At 40.0% G+C, this 15,068-nt stretch carries 16 protein-coding genes; 6 read left to right on the forward strand and 10 right to left on the reverse strand.

What is annotated here, in order from left to right; all coding sequences use genetic code 11:
• The coding region (locus H5183_RS15565; RefSeq protein WP_182732126.1) for an ISAs1 family transposase at nt 1–879 on the forward strand (879 nt) is incomplete at its 5' end.
• 20 nt (nt 880–899) lie between these two features.
• Nucleotides 900–1,079: an ATP-binding protein gene (locus H5183_RS15570; RefSeq protein ID WP_220496340.1), complete on the forward strand. Its 180-nt coding sequence runs from the start codon at nt 900–902 to the stop codon at nt 1,077–1,079.
• A 79-nt stretch (nt 1,080–1,158) separates the two neighbouring features.
• Here H5183_RS15570 and H5183_RS15575 read toward each other — a convergent pair whose 3' ends face one another.
• From H5183_RS15575 to H5183_RS15595, 5 genes are all read right to left on the reverse strand, one after another.
• Nucleotides 1,159–2,064, reverse strand: a complete 906-nt coding sequence (locus tag H5183_RS15575; protein WP_182732127.1) for a sensor histidine kinase — start codon at nt 2,062–2,064, stop codon at nt 1,159–1,161.
• Nucleotides 2,057–2,602: a heme NO-binding domain-containing protein gene (locus H5183_RS15580; protein ID WP_182732128.1), complete on the reverse strand. Its 546-nt coding sequence runs from the start codon at nt 2,600–2,602 to the stop codon at nt 2,057–2,059. Before H5183_RS15580 ends, H5183_RS15575 begins: the two co-directional genes overlap by 8 nt.
• A gap of 85 nt (nt 2,603–2,687) precedes the next feature.
• Nucleotides 2,688–3,962, reverse strand: coding sequence for a sensor histidine kinase (locus tag H5183_RS15585; RefSeq protein ID WP_145239837.1), 1,275 nt, complete (start codon nt 3,960–3,962; stop codon nt 2,688–2,690).
• Entirely contained in the window at nt 3,962–4,537 is a 576-nt protein-coding gene (locus H5183_RS15590; RefSeq protein ID WP_145239839.1) for a chemotaxis protein CheC, read from the reverse strand. Before H5183_RS15590 ends, H5183_RS15585 begins: the two co-directional genes overlap by 1 nt.
• Nucleotides 4,534–4,899 (reverse strand): response regulator, encoded by a 366-nt coding sequence (locus tag H5183_RS15595; protein ID WP_145239841.1) that lies wholly within the window; start codon nt 4,897–4,899, stop codon nt 4,534–4,536. The genes H5183_RS15590 and H5183_RS15595 overlap by 4 nt, the downstream gene beginning before the upstream one ends.
• A gap of 248 nt (nt 4,900–5,147) precedes the next feature.
• Here H5183_RS15595 and H5183_RS15600 point away from each other — a divergent pair, with 248 nt between their 5' ends.
• Nucleotides 5,148–6,476 carry an HD domain-containing phosphohydrolase gene (locus H5183_RS15600; RefSeq protein ID WP_145239843.1) on the forward strand — a complete coding sequence of 443 codons (1,329 nt, stop codon included), beginning with the start codon at nt 5,148–5,150 and terminating at the stop codon, nt 6,474–6,476.
• Between the two features lie 96 nt (nt 6,477–6,572).
• Nucleotides 6,573–7,592, forward strand: coding sequence for a ferrochelatase (hemH, locus tag H5183_RS15605; RefSeq protein ID WP_145239845.1), 1,020 nt, complete (start codon nt 6,573–6,575; stop codon nt 7,590–7,592).
• A 1-nt stretch (nt 7,593) separates the two neighbouring features.
• On the opposite strand, the gene arfB is transcribed toward hemH, so the two are convergent.
• Nucleotides 7,594–8,007: an alternative ribosome rescue aminoacyl-tRNA hydrolase ArfB gene (gene arfB, locus H5183_RS15610; RefSeq protein WP_145239847.1), complete on the reverse strand. Its 414-nt coding sequence runs from the start codon at nt 8,005–8,007 to the stop codon at nt 7,594–7,596.
• A gap of 131 nt (nt 8,008–8,138) precedes the next feature.
• Here arfB and H5183_RS15615 point away from each other — a divergent pair, with 131 nt between their 5' ends.
• On the forward strand, nt 8,139–8,699 hold the full coding sequence (locus H5183_RS15615) for a short-chain dehydrogenase (RefSeq protein ID WP_182732129.1): 561 nt from the start codon (nt 8,139–8,141) through the stop codon (nt 8,697–8,699).
• Nucleotides 8,700–8,804: 105 nt separating this feature from the next.
• Complete coding sequence (locus H5183_RS15620) at nt 8,805–12,866, forward strand: DEAD/DEAH box helicase (RefSeq protein WP_182732130.1); 4,062 nt, start codon at nt 8,805–8,807, stop codon at nt 12,864–12,866.
• Nucleotides 12,867–12,937: 71 nt separating this feature from the next.
• Here H5183_RS15620 and H5183_RS15625 read toward each other — a convergent pair whose 3' ends face one another.
• The 4 genes from H5183_RS15625 to H5183_RS15640 are packed head-to-tail and all read right to left on the reverse strand — an operon-like array spanning nt 12,938 to nt 15,061.
• The gene (locus H5183_RS15625) at nt 12,938–13,693 is read right to left on the reverse strand and encodes a phytanoyl-CoA dioxygenase family protein (protein WP_145239853.1); all 756 of its coding nucleotides are present in this window, start codon (nt 13,691–13,693) and stop codon (nt 12,938–12,940) included.
• A 4-nt stretch (nt 13,694–13,697) separates the two neighbouring features.
• Nucleotides 13,698–14,288: a uracil-DNA glycosylase family protein gene (locus H5183_RS15630; RefSeq protein ID WP_182732131.1), complete on the reverse strand. Its 591-nt coding sequence runs from the start codon at nt 14,286–14,288 to the stop codon at nt 13,698–13,700.
• On the reverse strand, nt 14,278–14,652 hold the full coding sequence (locus H5183_RS15635) for a VOC family protein (protein WP_145239857.1): 375 nt from the start codon (nt 14,650–14,652) through the stop codon (nt 14,278–14,280). Before H5183_RS15635 ends, H5183_RS15630 begins: the two co-directional genes overlap by 11 nt.
• A 46-nt stretch (nt 14,653–14,698) precedes the next feature.
• Entirely contained in the window at nt 14,699–15,061 is a 363-nt protein-coding gene (locus H5183_RS15640; RefSeq protein WP_145239859.1) for a VOC family protein, read from the reverse strand.
• Between the last annotated feature and the right edge of the window lie 7 nt (nt 15,062–15,068).

Below are 15,068 nucleotides of genomic sequence, written 5' to 3' on the forward strand. Positions count from 1 at the left end.
ATTGATATGACGCAGTTTCAAGATTCTTTTTCTTCTTGGATGAAAGACTGTTCTAAATTAACTCAGGGCGATGTAGTTGCGATTGATGGTAAGCGATTGAAAGGTTCATTTAATCAGTCAGATAGGCGCGATGCACTTTATATGGTCAGTGCATTTGCGTGCGAAAATGGTGTTGTTTTGGCGCAATGCCCTGTTGATAAAAAGTCGAATGAAATAACAGCGTTACCAGAGCTTCTTGAATTACTGGAGATAAAAGGCTGCTTAGTCACGATTGACGCGATGGGGTGTCAAAAATCAATTGCAGAGACAATAGTGGATAAACAAGCCGATTACCTACTTGCAGTAAAAGCGAACCATAAAGGACTACTGTCACAAATAGAGAATGCTTTATTACCTGAGGTCACACGACAAGCGTCCGAAGGAGTTTTGTTTAATGAAGCCGATTATCATAAAAACAGAGAAGAATTCAGGTGTTGTGCTGTTAGTCATAACGTAAGTGATTTATCAGAAACGAGCAATTGGAAAGATGCCAAAACAGTGGGAGTTATTGTTTCTTATAGGAAAGAAAAAAACAAAGTAAGCAATGAGTTATGCTATAGATACTACATCAGTTCAGCATATTTATCGGCGGAAGAACTCGCAAGATCCGCACGGCAACATTGGCAAATAGAGAATGGATTACATTGGCGTTTAGATGTCGGATTTAAAGAAGATGATTGCCGAATTAGGCGTGAAGGTGCAGCACCTGTATTTGCGGGGCTGAGACACATCGCATTTAATCAGCTAAAAGCAGAAACAAGCTTTAATAAAGGCATGCCCGCAAAACAGAAAAAAGCTATGCGCAGTACAGATTACCTTGAAAAGGTATTGAAATCATAGACTTTTTTCATGCTCTTGCCCTGGGGACTGGATTAGGTCTGGCTATTTCAAGAGCTATTATAGAACAGCATAATGGAAAAATTTCGGTACAAAGCAAACCAGGAGAAGGCACTGTTTTTAGTATTACACTTCCTAAAAACTCAGATTTAAATGATGAAGAATTAACCATAATAGCATTAAAGGAAAAAAATGATGACTAAACTTTATTCTTTAGCGGATTTTTCAACTGTATAATAATCGACATAAATAATGACTCAACCTTTGCCAGATAATAGATAGTTAATCTAATGGTGGGAATTCAATTAATATAGTAGACCCCACATCAATAGCTGACTCAATATATATTTTACAATTATGCTTTTGTACAACTTGTAAAACCATTGACATACCCATTCCGGTTCCAGTACCGACAGGCTTAGTTGTATAAAATGGGTCATAAACTTTGTTTTTTATATCATCACTCATTCCGCAGCCAGTATCAGTTACTTTTAAAACAGTCTTATTGTTTAACTCACTCACTGACACATTGATCTGAGCTGTTCGTTCACTATCGGGAATAAACGATTGAATAGCATTAAGAAGAATATTGACTAATAACTGATTTAATTCGTTCGGTGTAAATAAAACGGACGAGTTATACGTAAAATCAAGTTCTACATTAATATCTTTAAGTAATGGCTTTAGCAATTTTAAGTTTAATTCTATAGCATCTTGCAATTTAACCTCAACCTGATGCTGGCTATCATTACGGGCAAAAAATAACAGGTTTTTTGTTATATCTCTAATTCTAATTAACCCCTCATTAATATCTGAAACTAATTCAGGTAAATCATCTTGAATGACAAGTAGTTGCTCCTTATCTTCGGATAACGAAATACTGGAGCGATTTAATGCATCAATCATATTTCTACTATACAAATAAAGTGTATCAACATTACTCATTACAAATGCCAGTGGATTATTAACTTCATGAGCGACGCCTGCCGCTAACGATCCTAATGTGGCCAACTTTTCTTGTTGTAACATTGACTGCTGTTGTGATTTTATTTGCGTTATTTGCTGCTCAAGTAACTTATTCTTTTCGTATAGCTGCCGCGAGCTATCTTCAAGCAACTGCTCGACCTCCCTTCTTGCTTTTTTTTCGCGTAGATAAGCAACATAATAAGCATCGCTAGATTCACTCATCAGCAACCTCAATATGCAAAATACACTGCTGGGCGCCTTTGTGCATACACACAGCGTGCGTAATATTAATAGCTTGATCGAAGTATTCAGCAGCACCGAATAATAAACCTTCTGCACATAAGCAAAGTTTACGCGGCGAATTGTAATTCATTTCGATGTGACCAGGGCGGCTAATACGACATGATATAGTCGGCAGTGATGGGTCTTGATATAACTTATTTACTTCAAGATGAATAACATCATGGATCCCCATAACCAATGACGTAAAATCAGTAAAGCGCTCGACTACATCAAGGTGTCTATCAGCGAGTCCTTTAAATAAAAATTGACCAAATGCCTTCACTACATCTTGCAATGGCATATTGAGTCTCAGCGCAACACCATTAGCCATTGCAAATAACTCACCAGCGTCATAATTTTTTACCGACACGTAAACGCGCCCCTCAGGTGTATGTGATTGTAATAGCTCATTCCATACCTCCATACCTAGTTGCTCTACAACCATGTCTTCTAACACATTAAAAATTATGCCTTTCATTACCCGCCTCCATCATTTAAAAACATTAGCTTTAGCCAGCTCAGTATTACCTTTGAAAGGAAGTACTTGTGTTTCACTCTAAAGTTTATTTTTGCTTTTTAAACGTAAATTCAAAGCAACTGCCTTTGCCTAATTCACTACTCACATTAACCTGACCGTGATGTTCCTGAACCGTTGCGTATACTTCAGAGAGTCCAAGCCCAGTACCTTGGCCTATATCTTTCGTAGTAAAAAAGGGATCAAAAATACGCACTAAATCTTCAGGGCTAATACCAGATCCTGTATCGGTTATTGTAAGTAGCACATCTTTACTTTCATTATAGGCACAACTAATACTCAATAAACCCATTGGCTGCATTGCATACAACGCATTTACAATAATATTAAACAACAACTGTCTAATTGCACTGGGTTTTGCCCAAAAAGTTATAGCTTCATCAGGTAGTGAGACGGATGTTTTGGCTTTATATTTTATTTCGTTTTCAAGTACCACCAAGGCAGAATCAATCTCTGCACATAAATTAACCTCAGCCCAATTTTCATCATCTTGTATTGCAAAGTCACGTAATCCACTTACTATTTTTCGAACTCGCTCTGTGCCATCTAAAGACTCGTTAAGCAGTTCTGGGAGATCTTCATTAATGAACGCAATACCGTTTTTTTCATAAACATCTTCAAGTAACGCAATAAACCTAGGCTCAGCTTGCTTTAAAATAATTTTCTTTTGCGTTTCATTGGTCTTCATTAATTTTTGCGAGTAATCTTTTAGCGTTTCTAAATTTGAGCGCACAAAACCAATAGGATTATTAATTTCATGTGCAACCCCCGCAGCAAGCTGACCAATAGAAGCCATTTTTTCGGATTGCAACATTTGCCTTTGTGCAATTTTAAGCTCTTGATGTAGTTTTTTTAGCTGCTGATGCTCAGACTCCAACTCATTTTTCAAATCAGTTTGCTGCATAAAATAACTAGCCTCTGCTGTTACATCTGTTACAACAATACACACATGGCTCACTTCTCCATCACAAGCAGTAATCGGCATAAATTGAACATTTTGATACATTTGAGACTCATCACCGGTAATAGGTCGAGTGCTTCTCATCGGAAATACATGTGGCCGTTGTTGCCAGTAACTGAAGCTAGAGTTTTTGAGTACAAATACACTGTCTATTTTTCGCCTTAAAAAACGCGCTTGCTCAGAGAACACAGTGAGCAGGTTCTCACCTATAAGGTGGTCATTTCTTGCAGTTAAACCGCCAGAAAATGCAGGATTAGCAAAGGTAATCACACAGTTTACATCAATAATGCAAGCTCCTATGGGGATTTGCCTTATTACTCGCTCAAACTCCGCTTTTTCCATTACTCCTCCAAGAGAGCACGGATAGGAATGAGTGCTTGTTCTATAGACCCTTCACTGAGTCCAATTAACACGCGAGCATCAAATTTCATATGCTCAATCTTAAAATCCACTTCAATAATTAACACAGAGGACCATTCAATATTTTGTGTTGCTTTATCTGGATAATAAAAGGCAGGCATATTTAACTGAGTAGATAACTCAAGTTGACTAGTAAAACCCTGCAAACAGGCAGCCGAGATTATATTTGTAACCTCCAATACAAGTTCCTCAGTAGCCGCTTGATCTAATGGTAAGTCAAAATCCATTATATCAGCCAGTGCTGAACATCCATCTTTTTGTATGCCAGTAATCACTTCACCTCGAATTGTTCCGACAAAAGATTGCCTTGCAAACCAGCTACTTTTAAAATTATCGAGAACTTCTTGAAATGCCGCAGGCGACAACGCCTCAATGGCTGGCACCGACAACGCAACCTTTGTTTGGATCAGCCGAGCAAGTGCATCTGCAGCTTGCCCCATAGATATATTCATTATTTCTTGTAAGGCATCTCGCTCCTCTTCGCTAATAGTAATCATAACAACCCAACCTCTTGTAATGTATTACTAAGCTCCTCGGCAGATATTGGCTTTTTCAAAAACCTAAACGCTCCCAAAGAATTAACTAATGCCTGCGCCTCTGGTTGAATATCAGCACTAATTACAATTACGATTGTTTTTTTATGCTCATCATGCAGTTCCTTTAAAACCTCATACCCATTCATTTGCGGCATTTGTAAATCTAGAAATAACACCTCAGCCAGACCATTATTCACAGCCTCTAAAGCCTCGATTCCATTTTTAGCTTCATGTATCTCTACATCCCAATCTTCTGGCAAGACCCTTCGAATAGTTTTGCGTGACAGCGCTGAATCATCTGCAATTGTTATCGGTATCGCCATTACAATCTCTCTTGTATTAACATTAATGTCTTATCTGTCTCATACTAGATGGGTTTTATACTTTCTGCAAAAAAACAACTCACTTTTGTCTGCGCTCGCGAAAGTTTTACGTTACTAAAATTTGAAAAGATATGTTTACTTTCTATAAAATGACTCACAACGCTGAAAACATTTAATAATTAAAAATTGTTTATACTTTAAACATATACTAGATTAAAAATGACAAAGTATTTGAATAGACAATAAATATGCATGAAATACAAGAAATCGCGGAGTTGACAAATAAGCCTGCAAATATCTTATGCTTAGACGACGAACCAGGAGTACTAAAATCACTTACTAGACTGTTAAGGCAATATAATTTCACCTCAACAGTTTGTAGCGAGGGTGAAGAAGCATTAAAGAAAATGGCAGAGACAGAGTTTGATGTCATCATAAGCGACATGCGCATGCCAAAAATGAATGGTGCTCAGTTTTTAGCTAAAGCAAGAGAGACAGCCCCAGACACGCAACGCATACTACTTACTGGTTTTTCTGACTTGGAATCTACTGTGAAAGCAGTAAATGAAGGCGGTATTCATGCATATATCAACAAACCATGGCAGAATGATCAACTAATAAGCATAATAAAGTCAGCAGTAGAGAAATACCGTTTAAAGAAACAAAATATAATTCTTCAAGCCCATGTAGAAAAACAAAACTCGCAATTAAAAGATTTAAATGACTCACTTGAAGAGTTAGTTGAGAAACGAACTAAACAGATTAAACAGGTCTTACAACAGCTAAAAGTTGCCAATACAAATGAAAAAAATGAACACCGCGCAACCTTCGAGCTGCTCTATAATTTCATTAATGCCAATCCATATTTAGATGGCACTAAAGCGCAGAACATTGCCAATACCTGTACGCAAATAGCAAAACAGTTGCAGCTACCGCCAAAAAATATAGAAATGGCGGCAATGGCTGGTTACTTAGCTCAAATAGGGCTGTTAGCAATGGATCCCGCACTTTATGAAAAACCCGTGCATGCGCTTAATGAACAGCAACGCAAAAGTTATTATACGCATCCAAGTACAGCACAATTGATGTTAATGCCTGCGACTCATCTGCATGAAGTGTCTGACGCCATTTATCACCAGTACGAACGCTATAACGGTAATGGCCTACCTAAAGGATTAAAAGGTAATGATATTCCTCTTAGTGCAATGATACTCGCGCTTGCACGTGACTATTGGGATGCATTTGAACAAAGTAATTTAAAAGATGAAGAAAAGCACCAACATGCACTCGAAACAGTAAAAATGTACAGCGGTAACTTTTACCATCCTAAATTAGTGCAAGCTTTGGAGGCTTGCCGAGTTAAATGCATTAAGCAGCAAGCAAAAGTAGGCTCGATGAAAATAATAACGGCCAAAGAGCTAGCCATCAATATGGTACTTAGCCATGCACTGCATAGTCACACGGGTATTATGTTGCTACCAAAGGGGCATATATTTAGTGCTAAATCCATTGAAAAGTTACAGCAACTAGAAGCTAAAAAACCGACTCCATTTAGGATCATGATCAAATCATTGTAAATCAGTGATCCTATTTACCCTTTCATTCGTTACAATAAGCTATTAATATTAATAGCATATATTCCATAACCGTCTATTTTGCTTTAGGAGCATTGCGTGTCGCGATTTTCAGCCGTTACCGATAACCCTCATGATCAGCGTTTTAATCAAAAAACAGGGATTTTACTGACCAACTTAGGCAGCCCCGATGCCCCAACAGCAAGTGCATTGCGTATTTACTTACGTGAGTTTTTGTCAGACCCTCGTATCGTAGAAATACCGCGTATTGTGTGGATGATCATCCTGCATGGCATCATTTTGCGTATTCGCCCAAAACGCTCAGCTAAACTATATAAAAGTATCTGGACTGAAAATGGCTCGCCACTGACCCATATTACACGCCAGCAAAGCCTTAAATTAAATGCCTTATTAAAACAGCATGGCTATACCAATACCGAAGTGGTTATGGCGATGCGCTACGGTAATCCATCAATCGAAGCGGGCCTTGAAGAGCTCAGAGATAAAGGCTTAACCCGCATTATTGTGTTGCCACTTTACCCACAATATTCAAGCCCAACGACAGGCTCAACATTTGATGCCGTGGCGAATGTATTAAAAAAATGGCGCTGGGTGCCAGAGCTTCACTTTATAAATGGGTATCACAAAAACCCAACCTACCTAGAGTCACTCGCTAACAGCATTAGCGAAGATTTAGAAAAACACGGTATGCCACAAAAAATGGTGTTTTCGTACCACGGTATGCCTAAACAGTTTTTAGATAATGGCGATCCCTATCACTGCCTGTGCCAACAAACCACCCGTTTAGTGGTAGAAAAGCTAGGCCTAGACAAAGACAAAGTGATCACCACTTTCCAAAGCCGTTTTGGTAAAGCTGAGTGGTTAAAACCTTACACAGATGCAACCCTTGAGAGCTTACCAAGCGAAGGGATTAAAGACGTGGCTATTATCAGCCCTGCATTTAGCGCTGATTGCCTTGAGACACTTGAAGAATTAGAAGGTGAAAACCGAGAGATTTTTGAACAAGCTGGCGGTGAAAAATACCGTTATATAGCTGCGCTTAATGATAGAGACGATCATATTAACGCGTTATTTGAGGTGCTTAAACCAAACTTATAAATTAAACTTTAACACTGCCGCGCAGCGCTTTGGTATTACCATGTTTGGTTTTCTTATCCATGCGTCTGCGCTGTGAATTACGTGTTGGCTTAGTAGCACGACGAGCACGTTCAACCTTAGTGGCTGATAAAATAAGCTGTTTTAGTCGCTTTAACGCATCTTCCCTGTTTAGCTCTTGAGTTCGATGACTTTGTGCTTTGAGAACAATCACACCTTCTTTAGTGATTCGACTATCATTGAACGCCAACAACCGCTCTTTATAAAACTCTGGTAACTTTGAGCGATTAATATCAAAGCGAAGGTGGATCGCACTGGCCACTTTATTAACATTTTGACCACCCGCTCCTTGTGAACGAATAGCTGACAGCTCGACTTCCCATTCATCGATTGTTACGGTATTTGAAATAATTAACATGAGGTTCAGCTACATCAGGCAAAAATGTAGTATATCATCTGATGTTAACAGACTAAAACCCTCTTTAATTTATAGCGGTTATCTAATTAATAGTCTTTAATGCAACTAACAATTGAATAAAGGTGCTCAACATGAAAAAAATAATTTTATCTCTTAGTTTGTTAGCAATGAGTTTTTCAAGCCTTGCGGCAGATATCACAGAAAAAGATTTACAAGGTTATATGAAAGCATTACCCGCGGTTGTTGATTGGTCACAAAATCAAGATTCATTAAAAAGCATGGATTTGGGTAGTATGTTAGGTGGCTCTGAAGGGGGCTCGACTGCAATGGCATTAGGCGCCCTTGGTACAATCAAAGATAATGATTTATACAAAGAGTTTGCAGCCCTTACCAATAAATATGGTTTCACCCCTGAACAACTAATTACTGTGGGTTCTGAAGTCTCAATGGCTTACCTTGAAAACATCAAAGGTAATTTATCGCCAGAAAACAAAGATAAAGTAAATCAGTTAATGGGCGGTTTGCAAAGTATGGGCGGCTCGAAAAATAACAGCGCTAGTTCAATGATGGGCACACTTGGTAACTCAGCTAATGCTGCTAATACAGGTGCGCCGGTTGTTAGCGAAAGTAATTTAAAACTAATTAAAGAATATATGCCGCAACTACAAAAACTGTTTGCCAAAGTGCAATAGGTTTTTATAAAAAAGCGACCTTTGGGTCGCTTTTTTATTGGTTGTAACTCCCCCAGCTGAAACTTATACTGGCTGCAATCATTAGCGACTTTAATTATTGATTTTATGCCATTAAGTACTTTGCCGCCCGCCACAACTGATAACGACCAAAAACAACTGTGTGTATTACTTGCACTGATAATAAGTGGCTCATCGCATGGCTATGAGAACTCTGTTCAGCAGCTCACTAAACGTCTTTATAGTCACATTAAAAATGGCTATTCGTTTTCTCAAGCTGAAGTCGCTAAATACACTAAACAACTCGAATCTAAAGATTTAATTTGGAAGCTCCCCTACGGACCAAACTTTCGTATATCAGTTAGCGCAGTTGCTTATGGAGCTATTAATGCGATAAAACATCAGCCAGTTTTATTGCATGCTTTTTTAACCGAAGCTACAAAAAGCTATTATTACCACGATAAAGCAGTGCACTTTCTGCACCTGCTATTTAATGATCTTGACCGCGCAAAAAACGGAAAAAAACCGCTCCCTGGTGATTTATCACTTGAGCTTGATAGCGGCTTTGTTAATTTGCTCGCGCAATCACCATACAGCGAGCAACTGTGGCAATGCCTACCTGAGCAATGGCAACAGCTTTGCTTAGATAACTTTATCCGCGGTCAATTTTTCAATCTCACCAGTGAGCGTGCATGGCCGACTCTGATTGCCAAAGCGCTCCCAACAACAGAGCTGAGAAAACGTATTTATCTGAATGAGAATTTAGCCATATTATTACAAGAAGATAATGTTGCTGAATTGCTAGATGATAAAAGAGACCGTGTTTTAGCCACTTTTTATGAAGCAAATACCAATGCCATCAAGGGTGAGTTTATTGATATTGCTTTGATACAGTATAAAAGCGCTTTAACAGCGTTTAGAAAAAACTTTGGCAAAGGCATCTATCCGACCGAGATCACCGGATTACTTTACACTATATGCCTATTTATCAGTGCAACCGCTGCAGATATTAAACAACTAAATACCTGTCGAAAATGGTATCAAAAAAATCTTGGGGAATTAAGCCACCCAAGCCAAGCGATTGATTATTTGCTGGAAGAGGATTTAGCTAACTATCAAAACCATCGTTTAAGCAACAGCTTAAGTCATCTACTTGGTAACCCGAATGCATTAGCGCCATTATTTTGCTTATTACTGGCAATTATTAAAAACGCCACAGACGAACAGGTAAATCATCTAAGGGGTGATACTGAACTGTTAGAACAGCTCAATAGCGCAATTAATGCGCATCAACACTGGTTAGCTGAGCAATGCCAGCACTTAGTTAATTGGCTTAGCGATGACACACCATTACCCAATACTGGTTTATTACAGCACTTTACCCGCGTCCCACAATGGCAGCGTTGGCTTAATGATATTAGCCAAATTGATACGCCCACTGCGCAGCAACGAATTATATGGCAACTGGATTTAACCCATTTAGATTTACCGCTCATACAAGCCAAAGTACAGCAACTCAATGCCAAAGGCGAATGGACCAAAGGTCGTAAAGTAAACGCCCAAGAACTTGCTTATAACCAGTATCAAGATGCATTAACCAGCGCCGATCATAACTTAGTACAAGTGCTCAACAACCATGCCGGTTTTGGTTATCACGAGATACACGCAACGGCCGCGGTATTACAAGCATTAATAGGGTTTAAAGGGCTTGAAGATCACAATGGACAGCCACTTACGCTGATCAAAGGCGAGTTTGTTATTGAAATTGCACAAGACAGCAATGATTGCTATCGCCTGGTAATGCAACCGAGTATCAGCGATCCGGACTGTGACTTTTTACTTATCCACAGTCACGCAAATTGTTACCAAGTATTCGCCATTGATGACAAACAGCTCAAATTACTGCAATTATTTGAGCAACAACCCAATAATTTAACCGAAGAAAAACTGCCACAACTAAATGCCGCATTACAAGTACTGGCTAACGAGCATCATATTAGCAGCCAGCGTACCGAGTTTGCTCATATCAACAACGTACGCCAAGGCTTGTGTGAATTTGCCGCAGTGATCGCTCTTACCCAATTAGGTATCAACATTAACTTTTATGCCATGCCAAATGGCGTAGATGGCCCTTGGGTTGAGCCCGGCATTGGTGCTTTGACACTCGCACATACTGATGATGATCAAACCGACAGCATTGTTATTAAACGTGATTTAAAAGCAGAGCAAAAAGCGTTTAGAAATTTACTGAAAAATATGGCCGGATTATTTGCTGATCGGCAATCACCGCAACATAATCAAATTCAACAGCAGTTTTATTTACCTGAAGATATTAGCCAAGCAATTGAGTTACTTGAAGCTGCGCAAAAAGCACAGTCTCTGGTATTAAGTTGGGACGAAACGAGCCAAGGCATGAAAGTTGCCAAAAGCCAGCACCTTTCTCTTAACTTAAATGATGATAACGATTGGTTAAGCGTCAGTGGTAAAATCTCACTCCCTAGCGGCCAAATATACGAATTACAAACTCTGCTTAAAGCCCCGCGCCGTGGCAGCATTTTAGAGTTTTCGGAAGGCAATTCATTATTATTGGATCAGCGTTTAACTAACTTATTAAATCGCTTAGAAGGGATGCAAAATATTGATAAGCAAAACCCAAGTGATGAACTACGGATTGCCAACGCGCGTGCATTGCCTTTACACCAAAGCATTGCCGACTTAGGTGATGTCACATTTGGTGACAGCTGGAAAACGCGTTTAGCTAAATTTGAGCAAACTATCGACCCTACCTTACCTGCACATTTAGTCCATATTTTACGAGACTATCAAGTAGTCGGGGTTAAATGGCTAATGCAACTGGCCAACTGGGGACTCAATGCTTGTTTAGCCGATGACATGGGGCTGGGTAAAACCTTACAAACCTTAACCGTGTTACAAATGCGCAGTAGTCTAGGTGCCAGTGTAGTGGTTGCGCCAAAATCTGTGTGTCATAACTGGCAAGTTGAAACCGAGCGATTCGCGCCGGCTTTGCATGTAAAAATCATTGAAAACGCCACTGCATGCGCTGATATTCTGGCAACGGCTGGTAAACACGATTTAGTGATCGTCAGTTATGGTTTACTGCCACTAATTGGTGAACAACTGGCGCAATTTTCTTTTGCTAATATTGTCTTTGACGAAGCACAAGCAATTAAAAACCCCTTGAGTTTAAGAGCTAAAGCCGCATTTGCACTCAATGGTCAATTTAAAATTGCCCTGTCAGGCACGCCAATCGAAAACCATTTAGGTGAACTGTGGAGCTTGTTTAACTTTTTAATGCCAGGCTTTTTACATACCCTGCCAGTATTTAAAAAGCGCTTTGGTAACGCCGATAAAAACCAACAACAAGCCGATACCCTGAAAACCCTCATTGCTCCATTTATCCTGCGTCGGACCAAACAAACGGTATTGACCGAGTTACCTGAAAAAACCGAAATAAACTTAACCTTTGCATTAAGTGAAAAAGAGCAAGCACTGTACGAAGCAACTCGTTTAAACGCACTTGAACAAGCAAATCAGGAAGACAGCCAATACATTACTATCTTGGCGTCATTAACTAAATTACGCCGCGCTTGTATTGCCCCGCAGTTGTTACTGGAAAATAGTAAGTTGCCATCGAGTAAACTCGACACTGCAGAAGCGATTATTGAAGAATTACTAGAAAACAACCACCAAGCGCTGATCTTCAGCCAATTTGTCGATGTGTTAAAACTGGTTGAAAAGCGCTTACAAAAACGCGGCATCGATTATTGTTATCTTGACGGCAGCATGAGTACTAACAAACGCAAACAACAAGTTGATAAATTTCAAGCAGGTCATGCACCACTGTTTTTGATCAGCTTAAAAGCAGGCGGCACGGGGCTTAATTTAACCGCTGCTGATTATGTACTGCATCTCGATCCGTGGTGGAATCCTGCGGTTGAACAACAAGCATCAGATCGTGCGCATCGCCTAGGGCAAACACGCCCCGTTACTGTGTACCGACTGATAGCACAAAATACCATTGAAGAAAAAATCCTGCAATTGCACGAACATAAACAAGCACTCGCAGATAAAGTACTCGCCGGCAGTGGTGATGCTGGGCAAATGTCTAAAGATCAACTACTGGCGCTGTTAAGTAACAGCGAAATGTAGCTCAGACCTGTTTATCTTTCGAGATTATTACAGAGGCCCATGTGGTTTTTAGGCAGGTCTATGTAGCGCGGTTATTCTTGGTGTGCCAAAGTAACCGCAAAGGCACTGGCATCTTCTAATGTCGAAAGCATCGCTGGAGTAGGCAAACAGATATCCTGAACAAAATGCAGTACGTGGGGCTGTGGCTCACCAAAAAGAATATCCAGCGCTAAGCGGTCTTTACCGTATAAACCACGGTGGATCATATTTGCCGAGAAAATTAATAAATCCCCTGCTTGCATTTCTATCACATGGCCGGTGGCTAAATCATCGCTGGTGTTGTTGTGATCAATAGCCAACCGAGTTGCCAGCTCATCAGGGGTATCCCAACGTCGATGGGTACCTGGTACTAACTCAATACCTGGCTCATCCTCAAGCGCAACCCGACAATGTATCACTTCAGGACCCGATAGCGCAGCTTGCTGCTCCGCCAAGCTTAAATGGTATTGCATATCACGATGCCAATAATTTTCTTGCTCAGGATTAACCGGATTAAAAAACAACTGGGTATTCATAAAGGCCGCTGATTCAAGTATCGAATCAACTTGAGCCATTAACTTATGGCTGGCAATAAACTTAAATAATACTAAGCGCTGGGCCTCATCTAAATAGGTATTTGCAGTTAAATAGGCACTATTAACCGCCTTGGTTTGATAAAACTGTTGATTATCTGCGATCCATTGCTGATGAAAACAATTGATCACTTCGCGCTCATGCACAAGTTCACGTTCAGTGTAAAAACCTTTTACATGAAAAAAACCATGCTGCTCAAATTGGGTATTGATCATCAAACTAATCATCCTCACATTGCAAAATTGCTTGAATAGTTTGCGCCAACTGTGGCACCACATCACGCTCAAACCAAGGGTTTTTAGTTAGCCAAATATTATTACGCGGACTCGGGTGCGGCAATGGCAAAACATCTGGCCAATACTCACGCCATGATTTTACTAACTCAGTGAGGGGTAAATGTTTTGTGTGTGGTAAATGGTACGCTTGGGCATATTTACCCAGCACTATGGTTAACTTAATATTGGGCAGTGCCGCTAAAAGCTGGGAACGCCATGCAGGTGCGCATTCTTTACGCGGCGCTAAATCGCCTGACTTACCTTTACCTGGATAACAAAAGCCCATCGGCAAAATAGCAACCTTAGTTGCATCATAAAAATCGCATGGCTTAAGCCCTAACCAATCGCGCAGCCGCTTACCACTGGCATCATCAAATGGAATGCCACTTTGGTGTACTTTAAGCCCCGGCGCTTGCCCTGCAATTAAAATACGCGCACTGGGATTAAATTGCAGTACCGGACGTGCCCCAAGCGCCAGCTCAGATTCACAGATCACGCATTGACTAACTTGCTTTAACAAGGTGCTAGCCATCATCACTGCTTTGCCCTATTCGCCACAGCACACCACTTGGATCATAAATAACAAAATCAATCATTTGCCACGCTTGCAAGCTTGGCTCAGTAATTTTTATGTTATATTTTTGCGCCAACCCCGCACTTGTTAATTTATCATGCCATGCTGTCACATCTGCAACTAATAAGTGCATCATAAAATTTTTAGCGTGCTCTGGATTATAAAAATTTTGCAGTAAAAAACTACAGTCTCCGTGGTAAAAGTACGCCATATCTGGGGTTTCCCACGCGACTTGAAAGCCCATATGCTGATAAAACGCACAACTAAGCGCAAAATCTTTTGCTGGTACAAATGCTTTAATTTCTTCGCAACTCAAATCTGTCATTCAATTCATTTCCTTGAGTTAGTAAAATTATGATCTATTTTTGCGTTCAATTATGTTCTGACCACACTGCAAATTCATTGCCACTGGGCTCGGTAAAATGGAATCGGCAGCCCCCTGGAAAATCAAAAATTGGTTTTATAATACTCCCGCCATACTGCTCTACTTTAGCCTGTGTTTGCGCAATATTCTCGCTATAAAATACTAACAAAGCTGCGCCATGTTGCGTTAATGAGCTAAGTGGAGCTTGATAAAAACCGCCATCAAGCCCAGCTGTATCAGCACTAAATGACGTATATTCAGGGCCATAATCAATAAACTGCCAATCAAAAACCGCACTAAAAAATGCCTTAGTGGCGATTAAATCTGCTGCGGCAAATTCAACATAATTAAGTTTTTTGTGTGCTGACATAGTACTC

The sequence above is a fragment of the Pseudoalteromonas sp. SR44-8 genome, assembly GCF_014163635.1.
GTDB lineage: Bacteria > Pseudomonadota > Gammaproteobacteria > Enterobacterales > Alteromonadaceae > Pseudoalteromonas > Pseudoalteromonas rhizosphaerae.

Coding starts and splice junctions, on each gene's coding strand:
- H5183_RS15640 (WP_145239859.1), bottom strand. CDS start 15,061: ATGTCAGCACACAAAAAACTTAATTATGTTGAATTTGCCGCAGCAGAT.
- H5183_RS15620 (WP_182732130.1), top strand. CDS start 8,805: ATGCCATTAAGTACTTTGCCGCCCGCCACAACTGATAACGACCAAAAA.
- H5183_RS15590 (WP_145239839.1), bottom strand. CDS start 4,537: ATGATTACTATTAGCGAAGAGGAGCGAGATGCCTTACAAGAAATAATG.
- H5183_RS15635 (WP_145239857.1), bottom strand. CDS start 14,652: ATGACAGATTTGAGTTGCGAAGAAATTAAAGCATTTGTACCAGCAAAA.
- arfB (WP_145239847.1), bottom strand. CDS start 8,007: ATGTTAATTATTTCAAATACCGTAACAATCGATGAATGGGAAGTCGAG.
- H5183_RS15625 (WP_145239853.1), bottom strand. CDS start 13,693: ATGATCAATACCCAATTTGAGCAGCATGGTTTTTTTCATGTAAAAGGT.
- H5183_RS15595 (WP_145239841.1), bottom strand. CDS start 4,899: ATGGCGATACCGATAACAATTGCAGATGATTCAGCGCTGTCACGCAAA.
- H5183_RS15580 (WP_182732128.1), bottom strand. CDS start 2,602: ATGAAAGGCATAATTTTTAATGTGTTAGAAGACATGGTTGTAGAGCAA.
- H5183_RS15585 (WP_145239837.1), bottom strand. CDS start 3,962: ATGGAAAAAGCGGAGTTTGAGCGAGTAATAAGGCAAATCCCCATAGGA.
- H5183_RS15575 (WP_182732127.1), bottom strand. CDS start 2,064: ATGAGTGAATCTAGCGATGCTTATTATGTTGCTTATCTACGCGAAAAA.
- H5183_RS15615 (WP_182732129.1), top strand. CDS start 8,139: ATGAAAAAAATAATTTTATCTCTTAGTTTGTTAGCAATGAGTTTTTCA.
- H5183_RS15600 (WP_145239843.1), top strand. CDS start 5,148: ATGCATGAAATACAAGAAATCGCGGAGTTGACAAATAAGCCTGCAAAT.
- H5183_RS15630 (WP_182732131.1), bottom strand. CDS start 14,288: ATGATGGCTAGCACCTTGTTAAAGCAAGTTAGTCAATGCGTGATCTGT.